Consider the following 22,041-nt stretch of genomic DNA (forward strand, 5'->3'; position numbering starts at 1 on the left):
ACGGTTCAATCAGAACAGGTCGGCGTCGAGCGCCATGATGTCAGATGCGCCGGCGCGGATGGCTGCGTCGAGCGCCACGGTCTGAGGCAGCAGGCGGGCGGCAAAGAATCGGGCAAGCGCCAGCTTGCGCTGCTTGACGGGAGTTGTCTCTCCGTTAGTTGCCTTTGCGGCCATGCGCACCCAGAGCCAGCCGAAGCTCACCAGCGCGAAGAAACGCAGGTAGTCGGTGGCGCTCGCTCCGGCCTCCACCGGATCGGCACCTTTGGCCAGCAAGTCTTCCGTCAGTTTTTCGAGCCGGGCAAGAGCCTCGATGACCGAGGCCTTCACCGTTTCCAGTTCGGCCGGACCCTTCGTTGCCGAGAGATCGCTGCGCACCAGCGCGAAGAAGCCGCGCGCCACAGCGCCGTTTTCCATCGGCAGCTTGCGGCCGACGAGGTCCATGGCCTGAACGCCGTTGGTGCCCTCATAGATCTGGGCGATGCGGGCATCGCGCACATACTGCTCCATGCCCCATTCGCGGATATAGCCGTGGCCGCCGAACACCTGCTGCGACTGGACGGCGATCTCGAAGCCGAAATCGGTGAAGGCGGCCTTCACCACCGGCGTCAGGAGCGCGACGAGACCGTCGGCCTTGCGGCGGGTGTCCTGATCGGGATGGCGAGCGGCGATGTCCATCTGCAAAGCGGTCCAGATGGCGAGCGCGCGTCCGGCCTCGGTCAGCGACCGGCCGGTCAGCAGCATCTTGCGCACGTCGGCATGTTCGATGATCGGCACGGGACCACGCGCGCCGTCTGCGGACCGGCCCTGCAGGCGTTCGCGGGCGTAGGCGACGGCCTTCTGGTTGGCGGCTTCGCCGATGCCCAGCCCCTGAATGCCGACGAACAGGCGTTCGGCGTTCATCATCGTGAACATGGCGTTGAGGCCGCGGCCCGGTTCTCCCACCAGCCAGCCGATGGCGCCGTCATAATTCATCACGCAGGTCGGCTGGGCATGGATGCCCATCTTGTGTTCCAGCGAGCCGACCGACATGCGGTTGCGCTCACCGAGCGAGCCGTCCTCGTTGACGAGGAACTTGGGCGACAGGAACAGGCTGATGCCCTTCACGCCCTTCGGTGCGTCGGGCAGGCGGGCCAGCACCAGATGCACGATGTTGCCGCCGAAATCCTGGTCGCCGGAGGAGATGAAGATCTTCGTGCCCTTGATGGCGTAGGAGCCGTCCCCCACCGGCTCGGCGCGGGTGGTGAGCAGGCCGAGGTCGGTGCCGGCTGAGGATTCGGTGAGCGCCATGGCGCCCGTCCATTCGCCCGAGATCATCTTCGGCAGATATGTCTGCTTCAGCTCGTCGCTTGCATGGTGGGAAATCGCCTCCACCGCGCCGCGCGTCAGCCCCGGGAACAGGCCGAAGGAGAGGTTGGCCGACGACAGCATCTCGTCCAAGAGGATCTGCAGCACGCGCGGCAGACCTTGTCCGCCGAAGTCCGGGTCGCCGGAAAGCCCGCCCCAGCCGGCCTCGACGAAGGACTTGTAGGCCGCCGCGATGCCCTTCGGCGTCGTCACCAGCCCGTTTTCCAGCTTGCAGCCTTCCTCGTCGCCGGGGCGGTTGAGGGGTTCGAGGATCTCGGCGCAGAACTTGCCGCCTTCTTCCAGAACGCTTGTCGCCAGTTCGGTGTTGACCTCTTCGTAACCGGGCAATGCCGCCATCCGGGCGTCGAAGTCGAAGACCTCGCCGAGCAGGAACGTCACGTCGTCAACGGGGGGGATATAGCCAGCCATGGGTTCTTCCTTGCCTCTTCTTGTTCAGTTGCGCAGCGGCTTGCCGGTCGCCAGCATGTGCTTGACGCGGTCGACGCTTGCAGGCGTTGCGAGCAGGTCGATGAAGGCCTCGCGCTCCAGCGCGATCACATCGTCTTCCGTGAGCGGTTTCAGCGGATCGGCGGAAGGGCCGCCGGTCAGGACGTTGGCGAGCGCAAGCCCGACGACGCGGTCATGGGCGGTGGCGCGTCCGGCCATCGTCTCGCTGTCGAGAATGTTGCCGATGGCGGATGCTCCCGACGAGCCGGCCATGGCGATCACCGGCGGCTCCGGCGTCACATAGTTTTCAGCGAGCGCCAGCGCCTTCGCCTTGGCGTCGGCGATCAGCCGGCTGCGGTTCATGGTAATGCCGTCGGATGCCCTGAGGAAGCCAAGATTGCGGGCGTCGAAGGCGCTTGTCGAAACCCTGGCCGGCGCGATCAGGTTGAACGCGGCAATCGCCGGAGCGACCGGCCCGCGCAGGGCGGCGGTGGAGGCCGAGAAGCGCAGCATCATCTCCTTGCAGCCGCCCCAGCCCGGCACCACGCCGATGCGGGTCTCGACGAGGCCGATGGAAAGCTCCGCATGGGCCTGGATGGCGTCGCAGTGGAGCAGGATCTCGCAGCCGCCGCCGAGCGCCAGCCCGGCTGCCGCACCGACCACCGGGAAGGGGGCGTATTTCACCGCCTTGAAGGTGCGGTGGCCATGGTCGATGAAGGCGCCCAACGCCTCGCGACCGCCCTTTTCCACCGTGTCGAGGAACACCCGCAGGTCGGCGCCTGCGCTGAACACCGGGGAATCGCTGCCGATCACCAGCGCCTTGAAATCCTTTGCCGTGCGCTCGACCGCCTTGTTGATGGCGTCGAGCAAAGCGGGATTATAGGTGTTCATCTTGGTGCGGAATTCGAGGCAGGCGACCCCGTCGCCAAGATCCCGGAGGCTCGCCGCGCCCCAGTCCTCGACCGGCTTGCCGGCGAGCTTGAGGTCGGAAATGAGCAGCACGCCGTCACCCTTGGCAATGGGCTCAACCGTGCCGCCAGGCAGCAGGTTGGCGCGCTTGCCATCGACGACCGAATAGAAGCCGCCCTTTTCGGCTGCGAGCGAGAGGTAGGCGGGGACAGTAACGCCGCGCGCTTCGAGCCGCGCCTTCAGCCAGCCGGCGCCGAGCCGGTCGATCAGCTCGAACGGACCCTGCTTCCAGCCGTAGCCGGTGCGCATGGCCTCATCCACGGCATCCGGCGTATCGGCGATCTCCGGCACCAGCAAGGCGGCATAGGCGAGCGATTTTTCCATGACGACCGAGGCATAGCGACCGCCGAGGCCGGGATGCTCCATCAGAGCGCGCGGATCGCCGCCCGAGGCATCGAGGCTTTCGGAGGAAACCGCCTTCTGCGGCCGGTAGTCACCGGTCTTGAGATCGGTCACATCGCGCGACTTGCGGTCGGGCGAAAGGCGCACGAAGCCCGCACCGCTTTTGCGGCCGAGGCGGTTTTCCGCGATCATGCGGGCGATCAGCGCCGGTTCGGCGTCATAATCCTTCACTGCATCGCCTTCAGGCGTCGCGTTCTGCAGGCTGCGCAGGATCGTCGGCATCAGGTCGATGCCGACGAGGTCCAGCAGGCCGAAGATGCCGGTCGACGGAATGCCGAACGGCCTGCCGATGATGGCGTCGGCTTCCTCGACGTCGAGGCCGAGTTCGATGGCCTCGTTCTGCGCCACCACCATCCAGTAATTGCCGACGCGGTTGCCGATGAAGCCGGGCGTGTCCTTGCAGATGACGACGCTCTTGCCGAGCCCGCGATCGGCGAAGTCGCGGATCGTCGCCGTGACCTCGGGCTTCGTCGCCTTGCCGGAGACGAGCTCCAGCAGCCGCATGATGCGCGGCGGATTGAAGAAATGAGTGATGAGGAAGTCGGCGGCGAAACCCTCCGGCAGTCCATCGACCAGCGAATGCAGCGGAATGGTCGAAGTGTTGGAAGAGACGATGGAACCCTTCCTCCTGACGCCGTCGATGGCGCGGTAGAGCGTCTGCTTGATCTCCAGCTTTTCCGCGACAGCCTCGACGATCCAGTCGGCGTCGGTGATCAGCGCAAGGTCGTCCTTCGTCGAGCCAGTGGTGATGCGGGCCGCGAATGCCGGGTCCATGAAGCCGTTGGCCTTGAGCTGGCGGGCGACGCCACCATCGGCGAACTTCTTCTCCATGTCGAGCAGCACCACGTCGAGCCCTGCATTGGCGAGATGGGCGGCGATGCCCGAACCCATGACGCCCGCGCCGATGACGGCGGCTTTCCTGATCGTGGTCATGATCACGCGGCCTCCAGAACCATGGCGATGCCCTGGCCGCCACCGATGCACTGGGTGGCGAGGCCGTAGCGTCCGCCGTCGCGCTTCAAAAGCAGCGAGGCCTTGCCGACCAGACGGGCGCCGGTGGCGCCGAGCGGATGACCGAGCGCGATCGCGCCGCCGTCGCGGTTGAGGCGGGTGGGATCGATGTCGAGGTCACGGCAGCAGGAAAGAACCTGCACGGCGAAGGCCTCGTTCATCTCGATCACGTCGAGGTTGGCGGCGGAAATGCCGGCGCGCTTCAGCGCCTTGCGGCTGGCTTCCACCGGGCCGATGCCCATGATTTCAGGCGCGCAGCCGGCGACGGCATATCCCGATATGCGGGCGAGGGGCTCAAGGTTATGGCGCTTCACGAAGTCTTCCGAGCAGACCAGCGTGGCGGATGCGCCGTCGGTGAGCGGCGAGGAATTGCCGGCCGTGACCGAGCCGCCGGCCTTGAAGGCGGTCTTGAGGCCCGCGAGCTTTTCGGCATCGGTGTCGCGCGGGCAGCCATCGGCGGTGACATCGCCGATGGGAGCGATCTCCGCGGCCAACCGGCCATCGGCGCGGGCGGCGAGCGCCTTCTTCTGGCTTTCCAGCGAATAGGTGTCCTGCTCCTCGCGCGAGACGCCGTAGCGGTCGGCGAGGTTTTCGGCGGTCAGCCCCATGTTGAGGAAGGCGATGCGCTGGGCGTCGCTCCAGGCCGGGTTCGGCATGGGGTTGAAGCCCATCATCGGCACGCGGCTCATGTTTTCAACGCCGCCCGCGACGAAGGCGTCGCCCGCGCCCATGGCGATTGCGCCGGCGGCCATCTGGATCGCCTGCATGGAAGAACCGCACCAGCGGTTGACGGTGGAGCCGCCGACAGATTGAGGAAGTCCGGCGATCAGCGCTGCGCAGCGGGCGATGTTGAGGCCCTGTTCTCCCTCGGCAAAGGCGCAGCCGAGGTTCACGTCCTCGATTTCGGCCGGGTCGATGCCCGAGCGGCCGACCAGCGCCTTGATGACGGCGGCTGCGAGATCATCCGGGCGAACGCCGGCAAGCGCGCCGCGATAGGCGGGCGCAAAGGGGCTGCGCAGGTAGTCGACGATATAGATTGCGGTCATGGTCTTCTTCTTCCTGTCCGGAACGGGCGTCACATGTTGGGATAGTTCGGGTCGCCGCCGCCTTCGGGCGGGACCTTGGTGATATTCTGCGACGGATCCCCGTGATGTCGCAGGTCTGAAGCACGCAGTTCTGCTCGTTGATCGCTAAATGGGGGGTTAGTCCCCGCCTGCTCGTCGACGTCGGCGGCATAGCAGGGCCGGCTCGGGTGTCGCTCAATCTCTCCTCCTCCAGCTGACGGTGACATCTGTATCAAACGATTGTTACAGTTCGCAAGTGCGAAAATCGGCGTGACTGCGGCGGAGCCCTGTGGAGAGCTTCGAGCGACATTTGGGAAAAGCGCGTGTCTGCGCTAAGAGCGTGACGAGAGCTATGCCTGCAGTAGGATAATGAGAGAGTAATGACCGACGAGAGCAGCCGGGAAGCAGCAGCGGCGCCGCGGAGCGGGTTGGCCGATGCTTTGGTGGAAAGCGGTTTGAGCCAGCGGCATCGTGACATCCTGGAAGCCGCTGCGGCCCTCTTTGCCGAGCGCGGATATGCCGCGACCTCGGTTCGCGATATCGGCGAGCGGGTGGGGCTGCTCGGCGGCTCGCTCTATCATTACATCAAGTCAAAGGAAGCGTTGTTCGTCCGCATCCACGATATTGCGCTGCAAGTGGCCGGAGATCGCATTCTTGCCGCCGTTTCAAAGCTCTCCGATCCCTGGGAGCGGCTGGAAGCGGCTTGCGTTACGATGCTGGAGATTCAGCTCGATCCGAATTCGCTCACCATGCCACTGATGAACGACTTCGCCTCCGCGCCGCCGGAGATCCGTGGGCGGTTGGTCGAAAAGCGCGATGCCTTCGAGTTGATTTTCCGCGATCTGATCGCGGACCTACCGCTCGATCCGGCACTCGATCGCGGCATCTATCGCCTCTTGCTGCTCACGCTACTCAACAATGTTAGCGGCTGGTACAGGCCAGGCCGGATGACACCGGAGCAGATCGGCCGCCAGATCGTCCGAATCTTCCACCATGACGGTGACTAAAGGAAAGCTGCGCGAAGCGAGGCTGGAGAATTCCGCCCGCACGCCTCTTCCATTGCTGTGCCGGTGATCGTGTCCAGAACAACGGTCGCTTGCGTTTCGATGATCTGGATCCGGTCTGCCATGACCCTGAAAGAAGCTGTGGTGCGGTATGTCGGCCCCTTATCCGAGATTGCGAAGCGGATCGCCAAAAGCACCACCGCCTGCGAAATCACGCCAGACAAGGTGCCGCTTGCTTCGATCATGGCGCTGCGCGGGCCGTCGTTGTGCGCCAGAAAGCCCGCTGCAGCATGCCCGCGTGTATGATCGGTCAATGTGTCGCGATCGGTCTGGGCTTCTTGTCGGTCCATTGCGGCGGTGCACCATACTTGGAGGCCACGGCTCCGATCAGGCCGGGTGCCCGGCCGAAGGCATCGCAAGCGGCATATTTAGGCTTGCCGCCAAACCAGGACTGCATGCGTTGCCTTGACGGAAGCGAGATGTCCAATCCCTTCGGTTCCTTGCCGGCGATCAGCACTCGTGAAAAGTCGCCCGCAAACTTCGTTGCCAGACCATAGGCGTCCCCGACCTCGGAAACGCGAGGATTGTCCTGAATCGAATTCGCTCCGCGCGCCCACAACATCGCCGCGCTCTGGATGCCATTGCTATCCACCGCTTCAGCTTCGACGGCCAGTCCTCCGAGGCCGAAAGGCAGGCGTGGCACGCTGACGGGCAGGATGAAGCCTGTCCCGACACTGACGACAGTCGCAGCGCCCGCCATCGCCTTGTTGGTTGGAACAATGTCAGCGACGACCGAGCGGACCGTCAGATCGGCTGGTTCACCGGCTGAGACCATTTGATATTTATCGCTCAGCGATACACAAAGCGCCCGGTCGAGAGCGTTCGACACCAATGCGCGATCGGTCTCCGATTTGATCCGCACCGCGGCGCCGAAGGAGAAGGTTGTCGGCACGATCCGAACCGTCTTCACCCGGGCGAGCTGTTGCCCATCGACATAGAGCCGCTTCTTGGCAATCGTTCCCTTGGGAGGGCCGAGATTGCTGTAGGAGGTCAGCGTTCCGGTCTCCTTTATGGGCACCGAAGTGCATCCGCTGATCACCATGGCCATGAGCAGTGCCAGACACGCGAATAAAGACGGTCTCGGCGGGTTGTGGAAAAATCGGCGAAATGGATGGGGGTTGCTGTGCACGCTCTCTGGCCTCCGTCGGTGATACTGGGAGGACAGTGCGAGCGAAGAATTGCCGCAGCATTACGAACTCAAAGCTGCATTGCGACCTGCGTTCCCGCAGAGCTGCTTTTCATGCTGACCCGGCCCCCGTGATTGGCAACGACCTGCTTCACCAGGCTCAGACCAAGGCCCGCGCCTGTGCTCTTGGGGGTGACGCGATAGAACGGTTCGAAAACGAGTTCCTGATGTTCAGCCGGTATGCCAGGCCCTTCATCGGTCACGTCGATACATCCGTCGGTCGAAACCGAAATCGTGATCATCCCGGCATTGCCCCCGTGGTCGATCGCATTGCGGACGAGGTTGCTGACCGCTCTTTGCAAGGCCGAGCAATTGCCCTTGCGTTTGACGCTCTCCACGTCGCTCTGAAAGGAAATCTGGTAGCCAGCAGCGATCGCTAGCGGAGCGAGGTCCGCTACTACCGTCCGGGCAATTTCGACGAGATCGATCGTTTCATCGAGATCCATCGCCTGGTCGTTACGCTCGAAATCGAGGAGCTGCTCAGCAGTCTCAGCTAGGCGCGCCACGTCTTGCAACAACCGCCTGCGTTCCTGGCCTTCGGACATTCCATCGATCCGCGTCTGCATGATGGCGATCGGCGTCCTGAGCTCATGTGCCGCATCGATCAGGAAGCGTTGGCGTTTCCTGAATTCACTCTCAAGCCGTTCAAGCGCATCGTTGAATGCGATCACCAGCGGAGTGACCTCCTTTGGGATGCCATCCACCGGAAGGCGTGTTCCCGGCCGACGCGGCTCGATCTGCGATGCCTTTCGAGCGACGTCGCTCACACGCGCAAGGGCGCGGCCCACAATTCGAGGAACGGCAAGAAAGATCGCAGGCAGGGCAAGCGCGAGCAACGAAATGTAGATCGGGTAGGCCCTGCTCAGAAGGGCGAGGACGGGCCAGCCCTTGTCCGCGACGCCGCCAAACAGAATTCTAACTTCACCCACTGCCGCTTCGGCGGTTTCGACAGTGGCGATCTCGTTTGTCATTGCGGACCCCCGTATGTCCGCGTCATCGAACAGATGAACCAGGCGGGCGAGTTCGGCATAGGCAGGGGGGATGGCGCCATAGGATACGAAAGCGCCATCCGTGGTGGCCGCGACATACCATAGCTGGCCGTTCTGCTCCTTCAGCGCCTTGAGCTCCAGCGTTTCCCGCAGCTCCAGATGTCCCTGTCCATCGCGTGCCGCAGCTCCGGCTATCACCGAGCCAATCGTTTCCTCCATGGCGATGTTCGGCGACATGATGGTGGTGGCCCAGATGCAAAGACCGATGATCACTGCGGCGATCACGGCGATGATGACGAGATTGAGCTGCCAACTCAGCTTCCACCATAAGGATGGGTTAGGCCTGTTTGCCGCGCGCATTATTCTTCCTTCAGCAGATAGCCGACGCCTCGGATGTTGTGGATCGTCACACCGGCACCGGCATCCAGCAGTCGCTTCCGCAATCGGGAAATATGTGCATCGAGTGCATTGGATTGGATTTCTTCCTCATAATTGTAGACTGCGGCCTCAAGCGTCGGTCGAAGGACCGTTTTGTCCTTCCGCTTGGCGAGCGTCACCAGAACCAGGAGCTCGCGCCTTGGAAGATCGAGCGGCATCGAGTCTATCGTGACATTCAGATGCAGGGGATCAATCGTCATCCGACCGGCGGCGATGCCGGGCTCTGCGAGATTGGACGGCCTTCGAAGGACCGCACGCAAACGCGCCAAAAGCTCTTCGACAAGAAAAGGCTTGCCGAGGTAGTCGTCTGCGCCGATCTCCAATCCCTCGACGCGTTCCAATGGTTCATTCCTTGCCGTCAGCACGATGATCGGTGTGTCGGTTCCCGATCGCCGCAATTTCGGAATGAGCGTCAGCCCTTCGCCGTCGGGCAGGCGCCGGTCCAGCAGGATTGCATCATAGGGGTGCTGCCGCGTCAGTTCGGCGGCGTCTGCGAGATGCATTGTATGGTCGGTGAGGATGCCGTGCTTGGTCAGTGCCACCGACAGCGCATTTGCCAGCTCCTTCTCGTCCTCTATCAGCAGAATTCTCATCGCCCCTTAGCCTCTCGTCCTGCCTCTTGTCGGCTGCAAAGGTTGCAGCGGCATTACGGAGCTTGAAAGGCAGTCAGGTAATGCAGCCGCAATTGTCGAAGCTTACCAAACAAGACATCCGCCCATCGAACGTCGGCGGCTCGCAATAGCGAATTATATGGTCTGGAAAAACAGTGAGCTATCTCGAACCTGTTCTGTGCTTCGTGGCCAGGTATTTCCTGTCAGCCATTATATTGGGCGCGCTTTTGGGAGGGCCGCTCGCCATCCTGCTCATGAAATGGAGTTCGATCAAAGCGCTCATGTGATAGCGTTTCCATCCCTCCGCGATCTTGTCCGTGCCCGTTGCTATTTCGAAAGCCGGCCCGCGATGCATCCCAGTCTTTACGACGGGTCCGGCCACTTCGGCGATCAACGTCTCCCGGGATAGAATCGAGTGAAGACCGATCAAATTTTATAAGCTATAATCGTGACTTGACTTCATAATACCTGAACATACAGTTTCAACTGGTCATATCTCGAATGGAGGAGGCTACCCATGAATGTCGACCTCTCGCGGCGCAGCTTTCTGAAGCTGGCTGGAGCAGGTGTTGCGGCAACGTCTCTCGGTGCGATGGGTTTTGGCGAGGCTGAAGCCGCCGAAGTCGCGCATGTCCGGCCTTTCAAGCTGACGACGACCGCCGAAACGCGCAACACCTGTCCGTACTGTTCCGTCGCCTGCGGCGTCATCATTTATTCGAAGGGCGACCTTCGCAAGGGTGAGGCTGCCGACATTGTCCATATCGAAGGCGATGCCGATCATCCGACCAACCGCGGTACGCTCTGTCCCAAGGGGGCGGCGCTCAAGGATTTCGTGAAGTCCCCGACCCGCCTCAAATACCCGTGCACCGCAAGCCGGGTTCGGACAAGTTCGAGCGCATCTCCTGGGATGAGGCGTTCGATCGCATTGCGCGCCTGATGAAGGATGACCGCGACGCCAATTTCGTAGCGACGAATGCCGCGGGTGTTCCGGTCAATCGCTGGACGACCGTCGGCATGCTGGCTGCGTCGGCGACCACCAATGAAACGGCCTGGGCGACCTTCAAGTTCGCCAAGGGGCTGGGAATAGTCGGTTTCGATAATCAGGCACGCGTCTGACACGGCCCTACGGTGGCGAGTCTCGCCCCAACTTTTGGCCGTGGAGCAATGACCAACTCCTGGACCGACATCAAGAATACCGACCTCGTCGTCGTCATGGGCGGCAATGCGGCCGAAGCGCATCCCTGCGGCTTCAAATGGGTGACCGAGGCCAAGGCCAATCGCGGCGCCAAGCTGATCGTGGTCGATCCGCGCTATACCCGTACGGCGTCGGTTTCGGACTACTATGCCCCCATCCGACAGGGAACCGATATCGCCTTCCTGAACGGAGTGATGAAATACTGCATCGACAACGACAAGGTGCAGTGGGAATACATGAAGGCGTTCACCAACGCCTCCTACATCGTCAAGGACGGTTTCGGCTACAAGGATGGCCTCTTCACGGGCTATGATCCGGAAAAGCGCGACTACGACAAGTCGACCTGGGATTATGTGCTCGGTGATGACGGCTTCGTCACGACCGACCCGACGCTTCAGAACCCGCGTTGCGTCTGGAATCTGCTGAAGGAGCATCTGGCCCCCTACACGCCGGAAATGGTCGAACGGATCTGCGGCACGCCGAAGGACAAGTTCCTGAAGGTCGCCGAGATGATCTCGGAATGCTCATCTCCGACGAAGACAATGACGTCGATGTATGCACTCGGCTGGACGCAGCACTCCTATGGCTCGCAGAATATCCGAGCCATGGCCATGTTGCAGCTCATCCTCGGCAATATCGGGGTGCGTGGCGGCGGCATGAATGCGCTTCGTGGCCACTCCAACATCCAGGGTTTGACCGACCTCGGCCTGATGTCGCATCTGCTCACCGGCTATCTGACGATGCCGAGTGAAAAGGACGTGGATTTCACGACCTATATGTCGACCCGTCAGTTCAAGCCCTTGCGTCCCGGCCAGACGAGCTATTGGCAGAACTACAGGAAGTTCATGGTCTCCTTCCAGAAGGCCATGTGGGGCGATGCTGCGCGCGCCGATAACGACTGGGCCTTCAACTACATCCCCAAGCTCGACGTGCCGTCCTATGACGTGCTCCGCATGTTCGAGTTGATGTATCAAGGCAAGGTCAACGGCTACATCTGCCAAGGTTTCAACCCGCTTCTTGCCTTCCCCAACCGGGACAAGAACACGGAGGCGCTGTCAAAGCTCAAATGGCTCATCACCATGGACCCGCTTGAAACCGAGACGGCGCGGTTCTGGGAAAACCACGGCGACTTTAATCCCGTCGATACGGTCTCGATCCAGACCGAGGTCTTCCAGCTGCCCACGACCTGCTTTGCCGAAGAAGACGGTTCGCTCACCAATTCGGGCCGGTGGCTGCAATGGCACTGGGCGGGCGGAACTCCCCCCGGTGAAGCACAGCACGACACCTACATCATCGCCCAGATATTCCTGAGGATGCGGGAGTTGTATCGCAAGGAAGGGGGTGCCTTCCCCGATGCGATCCTGAACATGTCTTGGGATTATGCTGATCCGAACGAGCCGACGGCGGAGGAACTGGCGAAGGAAATCAACGGCCGTGCGCTGACCGACCTCATGGACCCGACCGATCCGACGAAGGTCCAGGTTGCCGCCGGCAAGCAGGTGTTGAACTTCTCGCAATTGCGCGACGACGGATCGACGATGTGTGGCTGCTGGATCTATTCCGGCAACTTCAACGAGCAGGGCAACAACATGGCCCGGCGCGACAACCACGATCCGGACGACACAGGCGCCTATCTCGGCTGGTCTTTTGCCTGGCCTCTCAACCGCCGCACGCTCTACAATCGCGCTTCGGCCGATCTGCAGGGCAGGCCGTGGGATCCGAGCCGCAAGCTGCTCGAATGGGACGGTTCGAAATGGACGGGCTACGATATCCCCGACATCGCGCCGACGGCCAAGCCGGAGGACGTCGGTCCCTTCATCATGAACCAGGAGGGAACCGCGCGTCTGTTCACGCGCGGAATGATGCGCGATGGTCCGTTCCCGGCGCATATGGAGCCTTTCGAGTCTCCGGTCGCCAACGTCTTCAATCCGGAAATGCGGGGCAATCCCGTCAGCCGTGTGTTTGAGACGGACGTGGCGCAGATGGGGCTTTCGGACGAGTTTCCTTATGCGGCGACCTCCTACCGGCTCACGGAGCACTTCCATTACTGGACCAAGCACAACCGCGTGAACTCGGCACTGCAGCCGGAATTCTTCGTCGAAATCTCCGAGGAACTCGCCAAGGAGAAGAACATCGAGAATGGCGGTTGGGTCCGGGTCTGGTCGAAACGCGGTTCGGTCAAGGCAAAGGCGGTGGTGACGAAGCGCATCCGGCCGCTCATGTGCGACGGCAAGCCGGTTCATGTGGTGGGTATCCCGCTTCATTGGGGTTTCACCGGTTCAGCGAAGAAGGGCTTCGGTCCGAACTCGCTGGCGCCCTTCGTCGGTGACGCCAACATCGAGACGCCGGAATACAAGGCGTTTCTCGTCAATATCGAGCCATCGACGGCACCGCAGGAGGCTACAGTATGATGGACAGTCCTCGCACCGCTGTCAGCAATCCGCCGGTCCAGCCGATGGAAAGCAACCTCACCGAGCGGGATCTCATCCGCCGCTCGGCTACCAGCGAACTGCCGCCGCCTGAGCGGCAGCTCACACCAGTCGCCAAGCTGATCGATGTCTCCAAGTGCATCGGTTGCAAGGCCTGCCAGTCCGCCTGCGTGGAGTGGAACGATACGCATCCGGAAATCGGTGCAAACGTGGGGTACTATACGAACCCCCATGATCTCACCGAGGACATGTTCACGCTCATGCGCTTCACGGAATGGGTTAATCCCGAGACCGACAATCTCGAATGGCTCATCCGCAAAGACGGCTGCATGCATTGCGCGGATCCCGGTTGTCTCAAGGCCTGTCCGGCGCCGGGTGCGATCGTGCAGTATTCAAATGGCATCGTGGATTTCGTCCACGAGAACTGCATAGGCTGCGGCTATTGCATCAAGGGCTGTCCCTTCAACATTCCGCGTATCTCCAAGGTGGATCACCGTGCCTACAAATGCACCCTCTGTTCCGACCGTGTCGCGGTAGGTCAGGGGCCGGCCTGTGCCAAGGCCTGTCCGACCCAGGCGATCGTGTTCGGCACAAAGGAGGATATGAAGAAGCACGCGGACGACCGCATCGCCGACCTCAAATCCCGTGGTTACGCGAATGCCGGGCTCTACGATCCGCCAGGGGTTGGCGGCACGCACGTGATGTATGTCCTGCACCACAATGACAAGCCGCATATCTATGCCGATCTGCCGGACGATCCCAAGATTTCCGGCGTAGTGCAGGCCTGGAAAGGCGTGACCAAATACACAGGTCTTGCCGCAATGGGGCTTGTGGCTGCCGGCGCGATTCTCCATGGCGTCTTCGGCCGGGCCAATCGCGTGCAGCCCGAAGACGAGGAGAATGCGGAAAAGCTCGTCGATAGCGCCGAGGGCCATAGGGAGGAAGCCTGATGAGCGAACCGTGGGATGTTGAATCCGATGATGCCATCCATCGCGGACCGCCGGTCACCGTCGATCGTTATGGGCCGGGCAAGCGCGTCAACCACTGGATCACGGCCTGCAGCCTGATCCTGCTTCTGCTCTCGGGAATGGCCCTGTTCCACCCGTCGCTGTTCTTCCTTACTGGGCTTTTCGGCGGGGGGCAGAACACCCGCATGCTGCATCCGTGGATCGGCGTGGTGCTCTTCGTCAGCTTCTACATCTTCTTCTTCCAGCTCTGGAAGGCCAATCTCTTCACCAAGGCGGACATGGGGTGGTTCACGGGTATCCGTGACGTGATCGGCGGACACGAGGAGCGTCTTCCCGAGATGGGCAAATACAATGCCGGCCAGAAAGTGATCTTCTGGGCGATGGCCTTGCTCATCATCGCGTTGATCGCCACCGGCATCCTTATCTGGGATCAATACTTTTATGATTACACGCCGATCGAGACGAAGCGCTTCGCTGTCCTGATCCATGCTGTGTCGGCCGTGCTCATCATCTGCGTGTTCATTGTCCATGTCTATGCGGCGATTTGGACCCGCGGAACCATTCGTGCGATGACGCGCGGTTCGGTCACTGGCGGATGGGCCTGGCGCCACCACCGCAAGTGGCTCAGGGAACTGGCTGGACGCGGGCGAATTGATCCTGCAGAATAGTCATGGAAGCGCATTTCGAAAAGTGTGACGCGGTTTTCGGCAATATGCGTGACAGAACAAGAGCTGTGGCCGGTCGGCCCGCGAGGTGAAATGTCCGTATCCCCAGTACAGCCCGATCCCTCGATGATCGGTGGTGTTTCTAAGGCTCCGTTTGCCTTGATGCCCAACCCGGTGCGCCTCTTCAAGGAGCGCGCCAATCGTTTCGAGGTTCTCGCCGAAGGCAGTCGACTCGCTCCCTATCTCAAATTCCTGGCAGGAATCGCACAGATCCAGAGCGAGCTAGCATCCACCCTGTCTCCGCTTGAGCTGATCCCTGCCGATCAGGTCGAGCGAGCGCGTGCGAATGCCATGCCAGCGATCGATCGTTTGGCGATGGTCTCGTCACCGGATTGCCGGCAGGTGCTTCAGCAATTCCTGGAACGGATGGAAGGATTGGAGAAGCCTCCTGTCGCCGCAGAAGCGCTTGCGCAGGTTCGCGCTGCCGACCATGAGACATTCAGCTGGATGATCGGCAATGTCGTGGCGGACAACCTGCCGGTCGAAAGCCTGGCCCATCATCTTTACATTGCTGCGGCGATCCAGATCCACGCGGCGCGCCTCGCCGCCGGCCTTGATGGAAGCAGGCTCGTGCCGATCGGCATCGGCGTCTGTCCCGCCTGCGGCGGCAAACCTGTCGCTTCCATGGTCATCGGTTTCCATGGAGCGGAAGGTGCGCGCTATGCCTGCTGTTCCTTCTGCACCACGATGTGGAACGAGGTCCGCATCAAATGCCTTGCCTGCGGCTCCACCAAAGGCATTGGCTACCGGGCCGTCGAAACCGGCGATGAAGAGGCGACCATCAAGGCGGAGGTCTGCGACAGCTGCAACAGCTGGGTAAAGATTCTCTACCAGAACAGGAATCCTTCGCTCGAGGTCGTCGCTGACGATGTCGCAAGCCTCGGACTCGACCTGCTGATGAAGGACACCGAATACAAGCGAGCAGGTTTCGATCCATTCCTGATGGGCTACTGATCCGATGTCGGGACCTGCCGATCTGCGAGCCTTGCCCTCCGTCGATCAGATGCTGAAAGCGCCGGCCGCTTCGCCGCTTGTCGAGCGGCATGGTCGGACCGTGGTGACGGACGAGCTGCGCACGGTGCTCGGCGAAATCCGCATTGCCGTGCGCGGTGGCGGTTCATTGCCCGATGAAGACGGCATCCTCGCCTCTTTGGCGAGCCGCCTCGACTATCGAGACCGCTCCAACCTTCGCCCGCTCTTCAACCTGACCGGTACCGTGCTGCACACCAATCTCGGTCGGGCGCTACTTGCCGAGGAGGCGATTGCGGCTGCGATCGACGCCATGCGGGAAGCGGCAGCATTGGAATTCGACCTCGATACCGGCAGGCGCGGTGAACGCGACAGTCATCTGCGGGCACTGCTCTGCGAATTGACGGGTGCAGAAGACGCGACCATCGTCAACAATAACGCCGCAGCCGTTCTGATCGCCCTCAACTCTGTCGGCGCAGGACGTCAGGCGCTCGTCTCGCGTGGCGAACTGATCGAGATCGGCGGCGCTTTCCGCATGCCGGACATCATGGAGCGCGCCGGCGTCGACCTCGTCGAGGTCGGCACGACCAACCGCACCCATGCGAAGGATTATATCAAGGCGATCGGTCCCGAAACGGCCCTGATCCTCAAGGTGCATACGTCGAATTACCGGATCGAAGGGTTCACCAAGGAAGTCCCGGGCGCCGAGCTTGCGGCTATCGCCCATGAGGCGGGAGTGCCGCTCCTCAACGACCTGGGTTCGGGCACATTGGTCGACCTGTCCCGCTACGGTCTCGGCAAGGAGCCGACGGTGCGCGAGGCGGTCGCCGAGGGTGCCGATCTGGTCACGTTCTCGGGCGACAAGCTGCTCGGCGGTCCGCAGGCGGGGTTCATCGTCGGCCGTAGCGACCTGATCGCCGAGATCAACCGCAACCCGCTGAAGCGGGCGCTACGTGTCGACAAGATCCGTATCGCGGCCACGGCGGCGACCTTGAAGCTTTACCGAGATCCGGATCGACTGGCCTCTCGCCTGCCGACGCTTCGCATGTTGTCGCGGCGGGAACCGGAGGTGCGGTCGCAGGCGGAGCGGCTGGCTCCACAAGTCGAAGCGCTTTTGGCACGCAAGGGTTACGCGGTGGAGGTCTGCCGTTGTGCGAGCCAGATCGGTTCGGGCGCGCTTCCGGTGGATACGATCCCGAGCGCAGGACTCAGGATCACGGCGTCCAGCGGAAGTGCGCTTGAGGCGCTGGCGGCCTTGTTTCGGTCTCTCTCCCGCCCGATCCTGGGACGGCTGCAGGACGGCGCGCTGATCCTCGACCTGCGCTGCCTGTCCGATGACGCGGCGCTCCTGGAAAGCCTGTCCGAGGGCACTGGCCATGCGGTGGCTTGATCGTATTCGAGGCCGCAAGTCCGAGACGGCGCCTGAGGCCGATCCGATGGCCGAGGCGCTGGCGGCGGCCAAATCAGGCGACTATGAAACGGCGTTGCGGATCTGGGAGCCTTTGGCGCGTGCCGGCGTGGCGCGTGCGCAGAACAATATCGGCGCCTGTTTCGCCGAAGGGCTCGGTGTGCCCAGGGATCGTGAACTGGCGCTCAAATGGCTGGAATTGGCCGCCGATGCCGGCGATCCGGTCGGAGAGCGCAACTACGCAGCCTTCCACATGCAAGGGCTCACCGGCACCGATGCCGATTATGGCATCGCAGCCGAATACTACCGGCGCGCGGCGGAAAGAGGTGATGCGCCGGCCCAGGACATGCTGAGCTGGATGCTGCTGGAAGGCGAGGTCATGACCGCCGACCCGGCCGAAGCGCGGCGCTGGGCGGAAAGCGCCGCGGAAGCCGGCATCGCGTCTTCGATGACGCGGCTCGGCATGCTCTATCATAATGCGCTGGGCGTCGAGCGCGATCCCGAAAAGGCCGTCCATTGGTGGCGGAAGGGGGCGGAAAGGGGCGATGCCGATGCGCAGGCGATGCTGGGGGCCGCTTGGCACATGGGAGCCGGGACTGCGCGCGACGGTGTCGAAGCCCTGGCCTGGCTGATCCGGGCGACGAACGCGGGCAGCGCGTTGGCAAAGCCCTTCATCGGGCCGGCTCGCGACGGGCTTTCGCCAACGGAAATCCAGGAAGCGGAACGCCGTGCCTCAGAGCCGCTTTCGAAGGAGGCGTCATGATCGTCGGCACGGCGGGGCATATCGACCATGGCAAGACAACGCTCGTCAAGGCATTGACCGGCGTCGACACCGATCGCCTCAAGGAAGAGAAGGCGCGGGGTATCACCATCGATCTCGGCTTCGCCTATGCCCGGTTCGCAGGGGAAGCCGTTACCGGCTTCGTCGATGTACCCGGCCATGAACGTTTCATCCATACCATGCTCGCCGGTGCCGGCGGTATCGACTATGCCTTGCTGGTCGTTGCGGCCGACGACGGCATCAAGCCGCAGACGCTCGAACATCTGGCAATCCTCGATTTGCTCGGCATCTCTCGCGGGCTCGTCGCGATCACCAAGGCAGACCTTGCCGATCCCGCCCGCCTTGAGGGCCTGACGGCGGAAATACGGGGAATGCTTACTCCGACGAGCCTCAGGGAGGCCGAGATATTTCCCGTTTCCGCAACGACCGGACAGGGAATTGAGCTGTTGAAGGAACGGCTGGCGGAGGCCGAAGGGGCGACGATCGCATCGAGTGCCGGTGGTCGCTTCCGGCTCGCCGTTGATCGCTGTTTCACGCTTTCGGGGGCCGGCACCGTGGTGACCGGGACCGTGCTTTCGGGTTCCGTCGGCATCGGTGATCAGGTTGTGGTGTCACCATCGGGCCTTGCTGCGCGCATACGATCTCTTCATGCCCAGAGCCAGCAAGCCGAGCGCGGCTTTGCCGGACAGCGCTGCGCTCTCAATCTAGCGGGAGAAGAGATTTCCAAGGATGCCATCACCCGCGGCGACATGGCCGTTGATCCCTATCTGCATGCGCCGGCCGATCGCATCGATGCGGAGCTTTCGGTGCTTGAAAGCGAGCCGAAGCCGATCGGCGAATGGTTTTCCGCCCGTTTCCATCACGGCAGCGCCGAGGCTGGCGTCCGCATCGTGCCGCTCGAAAATCCGGTGCCGCCGGGCGGGAGTGGCAGGGTCCAACTCGTCCTTGACCGTCCGATCGCCGCGGCTGTCGGCGACCGCTTTATACTGCGGGATGTTTCGGCCCAGCGCACGATCGGCGGCGGGCGGCTTGTCGATCTCAGGGCTCCCTTGCGCAAGCGGCGGTCTCCCGAGCGACTGGGTTTCCTCAAAGCGGCCTCCCTGCCTCATGCAGGTGGTGCGCTTGCGGCTTTGCTCGACGTCCCGCCTTTTCTGGTCGAACTCGATGTCTTTGCCCGCGACAGGGCTTTGTCGGAAGAGGAATTGCAGGCTGCGATCAGGTTCGCGGCGGCCGAGGTCATCGAAAGCGCTTCGGCACGTTATGCGCTCTCGGCGAACAAACGTGCTGGCTTTTCCGATGATATTCAGCGGGTACTGACCGCTTTCCATGCGGAGAATCCCGATCTGCAGGGGATCGGCCGCGAGCGCCTGCGGCTGCAGGTGACGCCACGGCTTCCGGCGCCGGCCTTTCTGGTGACGCTCCGGGCCGAGCAGGCACTGGGACGCCTGGTGCTGGAAGGCGCGTTCGTGCGGCTGCCCGGGCATGAAGTCCGACTGAGCGAAAAAGAAGAGGCACTCTATGCCCAGATCCTTCCGCATCTTGAAGGGGAGGAAAGGTTCCGTCCGCCTCGCGTGCGCGATTTCTCCGAAATGCTTGGCGTCGACGAACGGGAGGTCCGTCGCGTCCTGAAGCTCTGCGTGCGGCTTGGCCGCGTCGACGAGATCCGGCATGACCACTTTTTCACCCGTCAGGCGACGGCAGAAATGGTCGAGATCATCAAGGATGTCGCGGCCAATGTAGAGCGGGGGGAATTTTCCGCAGGTCTCTTCCGCGACCGCGTCAACAACGGTAGAAAGGTCGCGATCGAAATCCTCGAGTTCTTCGATCGTCAAGGGGTGACGCTTCGGCGCGGTGATATTCGTCGCGTCAATCCGCACAGGCTCGACCTTTATGGCGGGCCTGCTCCTGAGGCAGTTGAAGGAAGAGATTCGTCCCCGGTGGGGCGTCCGGACTTCAAATCCGGGTGGGGCAGCGAGGCTGTCTTGGGTGGGTTCGACTCCCATTCTCTTCCGCCATCAGGAGGCCGTTCGTGATCCTCAAGTCCCAGGAAACCGACTTCGACGATTGGGTGGTCGCGACTTACGGAGAGGTAGGGTCTTTCACCATGCTCTTCGTACTGGTGCGGGTCGGAGAGACCAGCGTCGATCTGCTGCGTTCGGCCTATCTTCACGTCGTCGGAGACGAGCTGCGCTGGCCGGACATGGTGCAGCTTTTCGGCAGCGCCGGCGTCGAATGGTCGGGTGCCGTCTTCTATCGGGCCGGCCGAGAAGGTCTCGTGGAGGACCGGGAGGCCAAACCGAGGCTTTCCTCGCTGGTCCGCAAGCTCAACGAGGACCGATCCCTGATCCGTGATGGAGAGTTCTTCAACGCTGATGGGTTGAGGCTGACGATCGAGGAAATCCAGCCGCACTGAGCCGGCCGCTGGTGGTTCACGTCGCGCGCGATCGCCAATCCGATATTCAGGCTGTCACCTCTTTCGAGGTGATGGAATAGGCGAAGGTCTTCGGGCTGAGGCAATCCAGTTCGCCACGCGAGGTGATCGCGGCAGGGTACATCAGGAAGCCCTGCTGCAGGTCTCCTCCGGGCAGAACGAAATCCCGGGCCGTGTTGTATCCCACCCAGTTCATTTCCCAGTTGCCATAGGCCTTTTCGCGGAAAGCCCGGACGGAGGCATTGTCGAGCGGCAGGTTTTCCTCGAGCACGACCTTGCGGACGTCCGCCGGATCGACCGCGACCCAGCCATGGGCGTCGAGATAGACTTCGGCGCGACAGTGCTGCGCTTTGGTAACGTCGCCGGAACGGCCGAGGCTCTTGAAATCTGTCGAATCGGCGACCCGGATGCCGAACACGTCGCGGGCGGGCAGGCCGGCGGCACGTGCCAGCGCCACGAACAGGCTGGAAATGTCGGCGCACTTGCCGCCGAAATAGCCGCTTTCCAGCATGTCCTTGACATTGCCGACGCCGCAGCCATCGATATTGGCATCGCGGAAGGTATTGTCGATCACCCAGTCATAGATCGCCCGGGCGCGGTCTTCGGGGCGGTCGCGCCCCTCGACGATGCGCATCGCGGTCGTCTTAACGATGCCGTCCACCGGCATGCTGGGCGTACCGCGCAATTCGTGTTCGAGTTCCTCCGCCGTTGCGGAAACCCGGTCCCTCGTACCGCGATTGCGGGTGGCGACGCGCTGGATCACGTCGATCGTGCGCTGCGGTTCGCCGCTCCAAGTGACATGAAGGATGTCGGCATTGGAGGCAGGATCCTTCTCGATGCGGATGTCGCTGCTATTCGATTCCCAACGCGGCGTCTCCGCCTTCTGGTAATCACCCGCGGACTGGATGACCGGCAGCCAGAGTTGCGCCGGGCCGTCGGTCCGCTGGAGGTCGATCTTGGTGGAAACCTCGAAAGTGCGCCAACCGGCGTCGGTCCGGGTGGTTCCCTCGGCACGGGCCTCCGCCGCTCCTCGTGTGATCCAGGCGGTCGCCAGGGTGGCAGCCGCTGCGTTTGTCAGAAATCGGCGGCGGTTCAGCATGATCCAAACTCCCGTTTGATCGTGGCGCGATCACTCACTCCCTTAAAAGCATTGCAGCCATGTTCGCTGCTTGCAACAGAATTGACAATCATCACGGCAATCGTGACCGGATTCAGCAATCCGCCGGTGCCGGGGTTTCGGGAGCCATGGCAAGATCGAGGCCGCGCGCCGTCGGCGGCTGCCAAGTCGTCGAACCGCTGGTCGCTCCTTGAGGATTCGTGCCGATATACGCGCCGCCCGTGCCGCCGGTCCAGCCAGTCGATCCGCTGTTGCCGGGCGCGGTGCCGTCGGCGCTCTCGCGGTCGGGTGCCGTTGCCGGCTCCGCCTTGCCGGCAGCCGTGGCGCAATTGGCCTTTTCATTTGTAATCTGCGCCGATGCCGGCTCTGACATGGAACTCAGCAGGCAGAAAGCGACTATAGCAAGCGTGGGAAAGGGGACGATTGTCGGGTTTCGCATGGCGATCTCCTTTTCATCGTTCACCAACGACGTTCGGGTCCGCTTGTTCCCGGC

The 22,041-nt window shown here is 62.4% G+C and carries 16 protein-coding genes, 1 tRNA gene and 2 pseudogenes; 10 read left to right on the forward strand and 9 right to left on the reverse strand.

Features of this window, described 5'->3' with window-relative positions:
- Nucleotides 1-9: 9 nt before the first annotated feature.
- From JL39_RS22960 to JL39_RS22970, 3 genes are read right to left on the reverse strand one after another with little or no spacing between them, the layout of a single operon-like run.
- Nucleotides 10-1,773, reverse strand: coding sequence for an acyl-CoA dehydrogenase C-terminal domain-containing protein (locus JL39_RS22960; RefSeq protein WP_037156335.1), 1,764 nt, complete (start codon nt 1,771-1,773; stop codon nt 10-12).
- Nucleotides 1,774-1,797: 24 nt separating this feature from the next.
- On the reverse strand, nt 1,798-4,095 hold the full coding sequence (locus JL39_RS22965) for a 3-hydroxyacyl-CoA dehydrogenase/enoyl-CoA hydratase family protein (RefSeq protein ID WP_037156337.1): 2,298 nt from the start codon (nt 4,093-4,095) through the stop codon (nt 1,798-1,800).
- 2 nt (nt 4,096-4,097) lie between these two features.
- Complete coding sequence (locus JL39_RS22970) at nt 4,098-5,219, reverse strand: thiolase family protein (protein ID WP_037156339.1); 1,122 nt, start codon at nt 5,217-5,219, stop codon at nt 4,098-4,100.
- Between the two features lie 398 nt (nt 5,220-5,617).
- Here JL39_RS22970 and JL39_RS22975 point away from each other — a divergent pair, with 398 nt between their 5' ends.
- Nucleotides 5,618-6,244, forward strand: a complete 627-nt coding sequence (locus JL39_RS22975; RefSeq protein WP_081952960.1) for a TetR/AcrR family transcriptional regulator — start codon at nt 5,618-5,620, stop codon at nt 6,242-6,244.
- Here JL39_RS22975 and JL39_RS22980 read toward each other — a convergent pair.
- From JL39_RS22980 to JL39_RS22995, 4 genes are all read right to left on the reverse strand, one after another.
- Nucleotides 6,241-6,591 carry a hypothetical protein gene (locus tag JL39_RS22980; protein ID WP_037156341.1) on the reverse strand — a complete coding sequence of 117 codons (351 nt, stop codon included), beginning with the start codon at nt 6,589-6,591 and terminating at the stop codon, nt 6,241-6,243. The two genes, JL39_RS22975 and JL39_RS22980, sit on opposite strands and share 4 nt — an antisense overlap.
- The gene (locus JL39_RS22985) at nt 6,552-7,349 is read right to left on the reverse strand and encodes a DUF3313 domain-containing protein (protein ID WP_152601242.1); all 798 of its coding nucleotides are present in this window, start codon (nt 7,347-7,349) and stop codon (nt 6,552-6,554) included. The genes JL39_RS22980 and JL39_RS22985 overlap by 40 nt, the downstream gene beginning before the upstream one ends.
- 149 nt (nt 7,350-7,498) lie before the next feature.
- Nucleotides 7,499-8,836 carry a HAMP domain-containing sensor histidine kinase gene (locus tag JL39_RS22990; protein WP_037156345.1) on the reverse strand — a complete coding sequence of 446 codons (1,338 nt, stop codon included), beginning with the start codon at nt 8,834-8,836 and terminating at the stop codon, nt 7,499-7,501.
- Complete coding sequence (locus JL39_RS22995; protein WP_037156347.1) at nt 8,836-9,507, reverse strand: response regulator transcription factor; 672 nt, start codon at nt 9,505-9,507, stop codon at nt 8,836-8,838. The genes JL39_RS22990 and JL39_RS22995 overlap by 1 nt, the downstream gene beginning before the upstream one ends.
- 535 nt (nt 9,508-10,042) lie before the next feature.
- Here JL39_RS22995 and fdnG point away from each other — a divergent pair.
- From fdnG to JL39_RS23045, 9 genes and pseudogenes are all read left to right on the forward strand, one after another.
- Nucleotides 10,043-13,131 (forward strand): annotated as a pseudogene (gene fdnG / locus JL39_RS23010) (formate dehydrogenase-N subunit alpha).
- Entirely contained in the window at nt 13,128-14,099 is a 972-nt protein-coding gene (fdxH, locus tag JL39_RS23015; protein WP_152601243.1) for a formate dehydrogenase subunit beta, read from the forward strand. Before fdnG ends, fdxH begins: the two are co-directional and overlap by 4 nt.
- Nucleotides 14,099-14,785: a formate dehydrogenase subunit gamma gene (locus JL39_RS23020; protein ID WP_037156353.1), complete on the forward strand. Its 687-nt coding sequence runs from the start codon at nt 14,099-14,101 to the stop codon at nt 14,783-14,785. The genes fdxH and JL39_RS23020 overlap by 1 nt, the downstream gene beginning before the upstream one ends.
- 90 nt (nt 14,786-14,875) lie before the next feature.
- A complete protein-coding gene (gene fdhE, locus JL39_RS23025; RefSeq protein ID WP_037156354.1) occupies nt 14,876-15,796 on the forward strand; it encodes a formate dehydrogenase accessory protein FdhE in 921 nt (306 codons plus the stop codon).
- A gap of 4 nt (nt 15,797-15,800) precedes the next feature.
- A complete protein-coding gene (gene selA, locus JL39_RS23030; protein WP_037156355.1) occupies nt 15,801-17,201 on the forward strand; it encodes an L-seryl-tRNA(Sec) selenium transferase in 1,401 nt (466 codons plus the stop codon).
- The gene (locus tag JL39_RS23035) at nt 17,188-17,982 is read left to right on the forward strand and encodes a tetratricopeptide repeat protein (RefSeq protein WP_037156357.1); all 795 of its coding nucleotides are present in this window, start codon (nt 17,188-17,190) and stop codon (nt 17,980-17,982) included. The genes selA and JL39_RS23035 overlap by 14 nt, the downstream gene beginning before the upstream one ends.
- Nucleotides 17,979-19,853, forward strand: a pseudogene (selB, locus tag JL39_RS23040) (selenocysteine-specific translation elongation factor); the annotation flags it as partial. The gene JL39_RS23035 and the pseudogene selB, both read left to right, overlap by 4 nt.
- A gap of 66 nt (nt 19,854-19,919) precedes the next feature.
- Nucleotides 19,920-20,015 (forward strand) — tRNA-Sec (locus JL39_RS31780).
- A gap of 14 nt (nt 20,016-20,029) precedes the next feature.
- Nucleotides 20,030-20,413, forward strand: coding sequence for a hypothetical protein (locus tag JL39_RS23045; RefSeq protein WP_037156361.1), 384 nt, complete (start codon nt 20,030-20,032; stop codon nt 20,411-20,413).
- A 46-nt stretch (nt 20,414-20,459) separates the two neighbouring features.
- Here the strand turns inward: JL39_RS23045 and JL39_RS23050 are convergent, their stop codons facing one another.
- Both JL39_RS23050 and JL39_RS23055 read right to left on the reverse strand, forming a co-directional pair.
- On the reverse strand, nt 20,460-21,530 hold the full coding sequence (locus JL39_RS23050) for a transglutaminase family protein (protein ID WP_052183075.1): 1,071 nt from the start codon (nt 21,528-21,530) through the stop codon (nt 20,460-20,462).
- Between the two features lie 112 nt (nt 21,531-21,642).
- Nucleotides 21,643-21,987 carry a hypothetical protein gene (locus JL39_RS23055; RefSeq protein WP_052183106.1) on the reverse strand — a complete coding sequence of 115 codons (345 nt, stop codon included), beginning with the start codon at nt 21,985-21,987 and terminating at the stop codon, nt 21,643-21,645.
- Nucleotides 21,988-22,041: the final 54 nt, after the last annotated feature.

This window comes from Rhizobium sp. YS-1r, assembly GCF_000757525.1.
Lineage (GTDB): Bacteria > Pseudomonadota > Alphaproteobacteria > Rhizobiales > Rhizobiaceae > Neorhizobium > Neorhizobium petrolearium.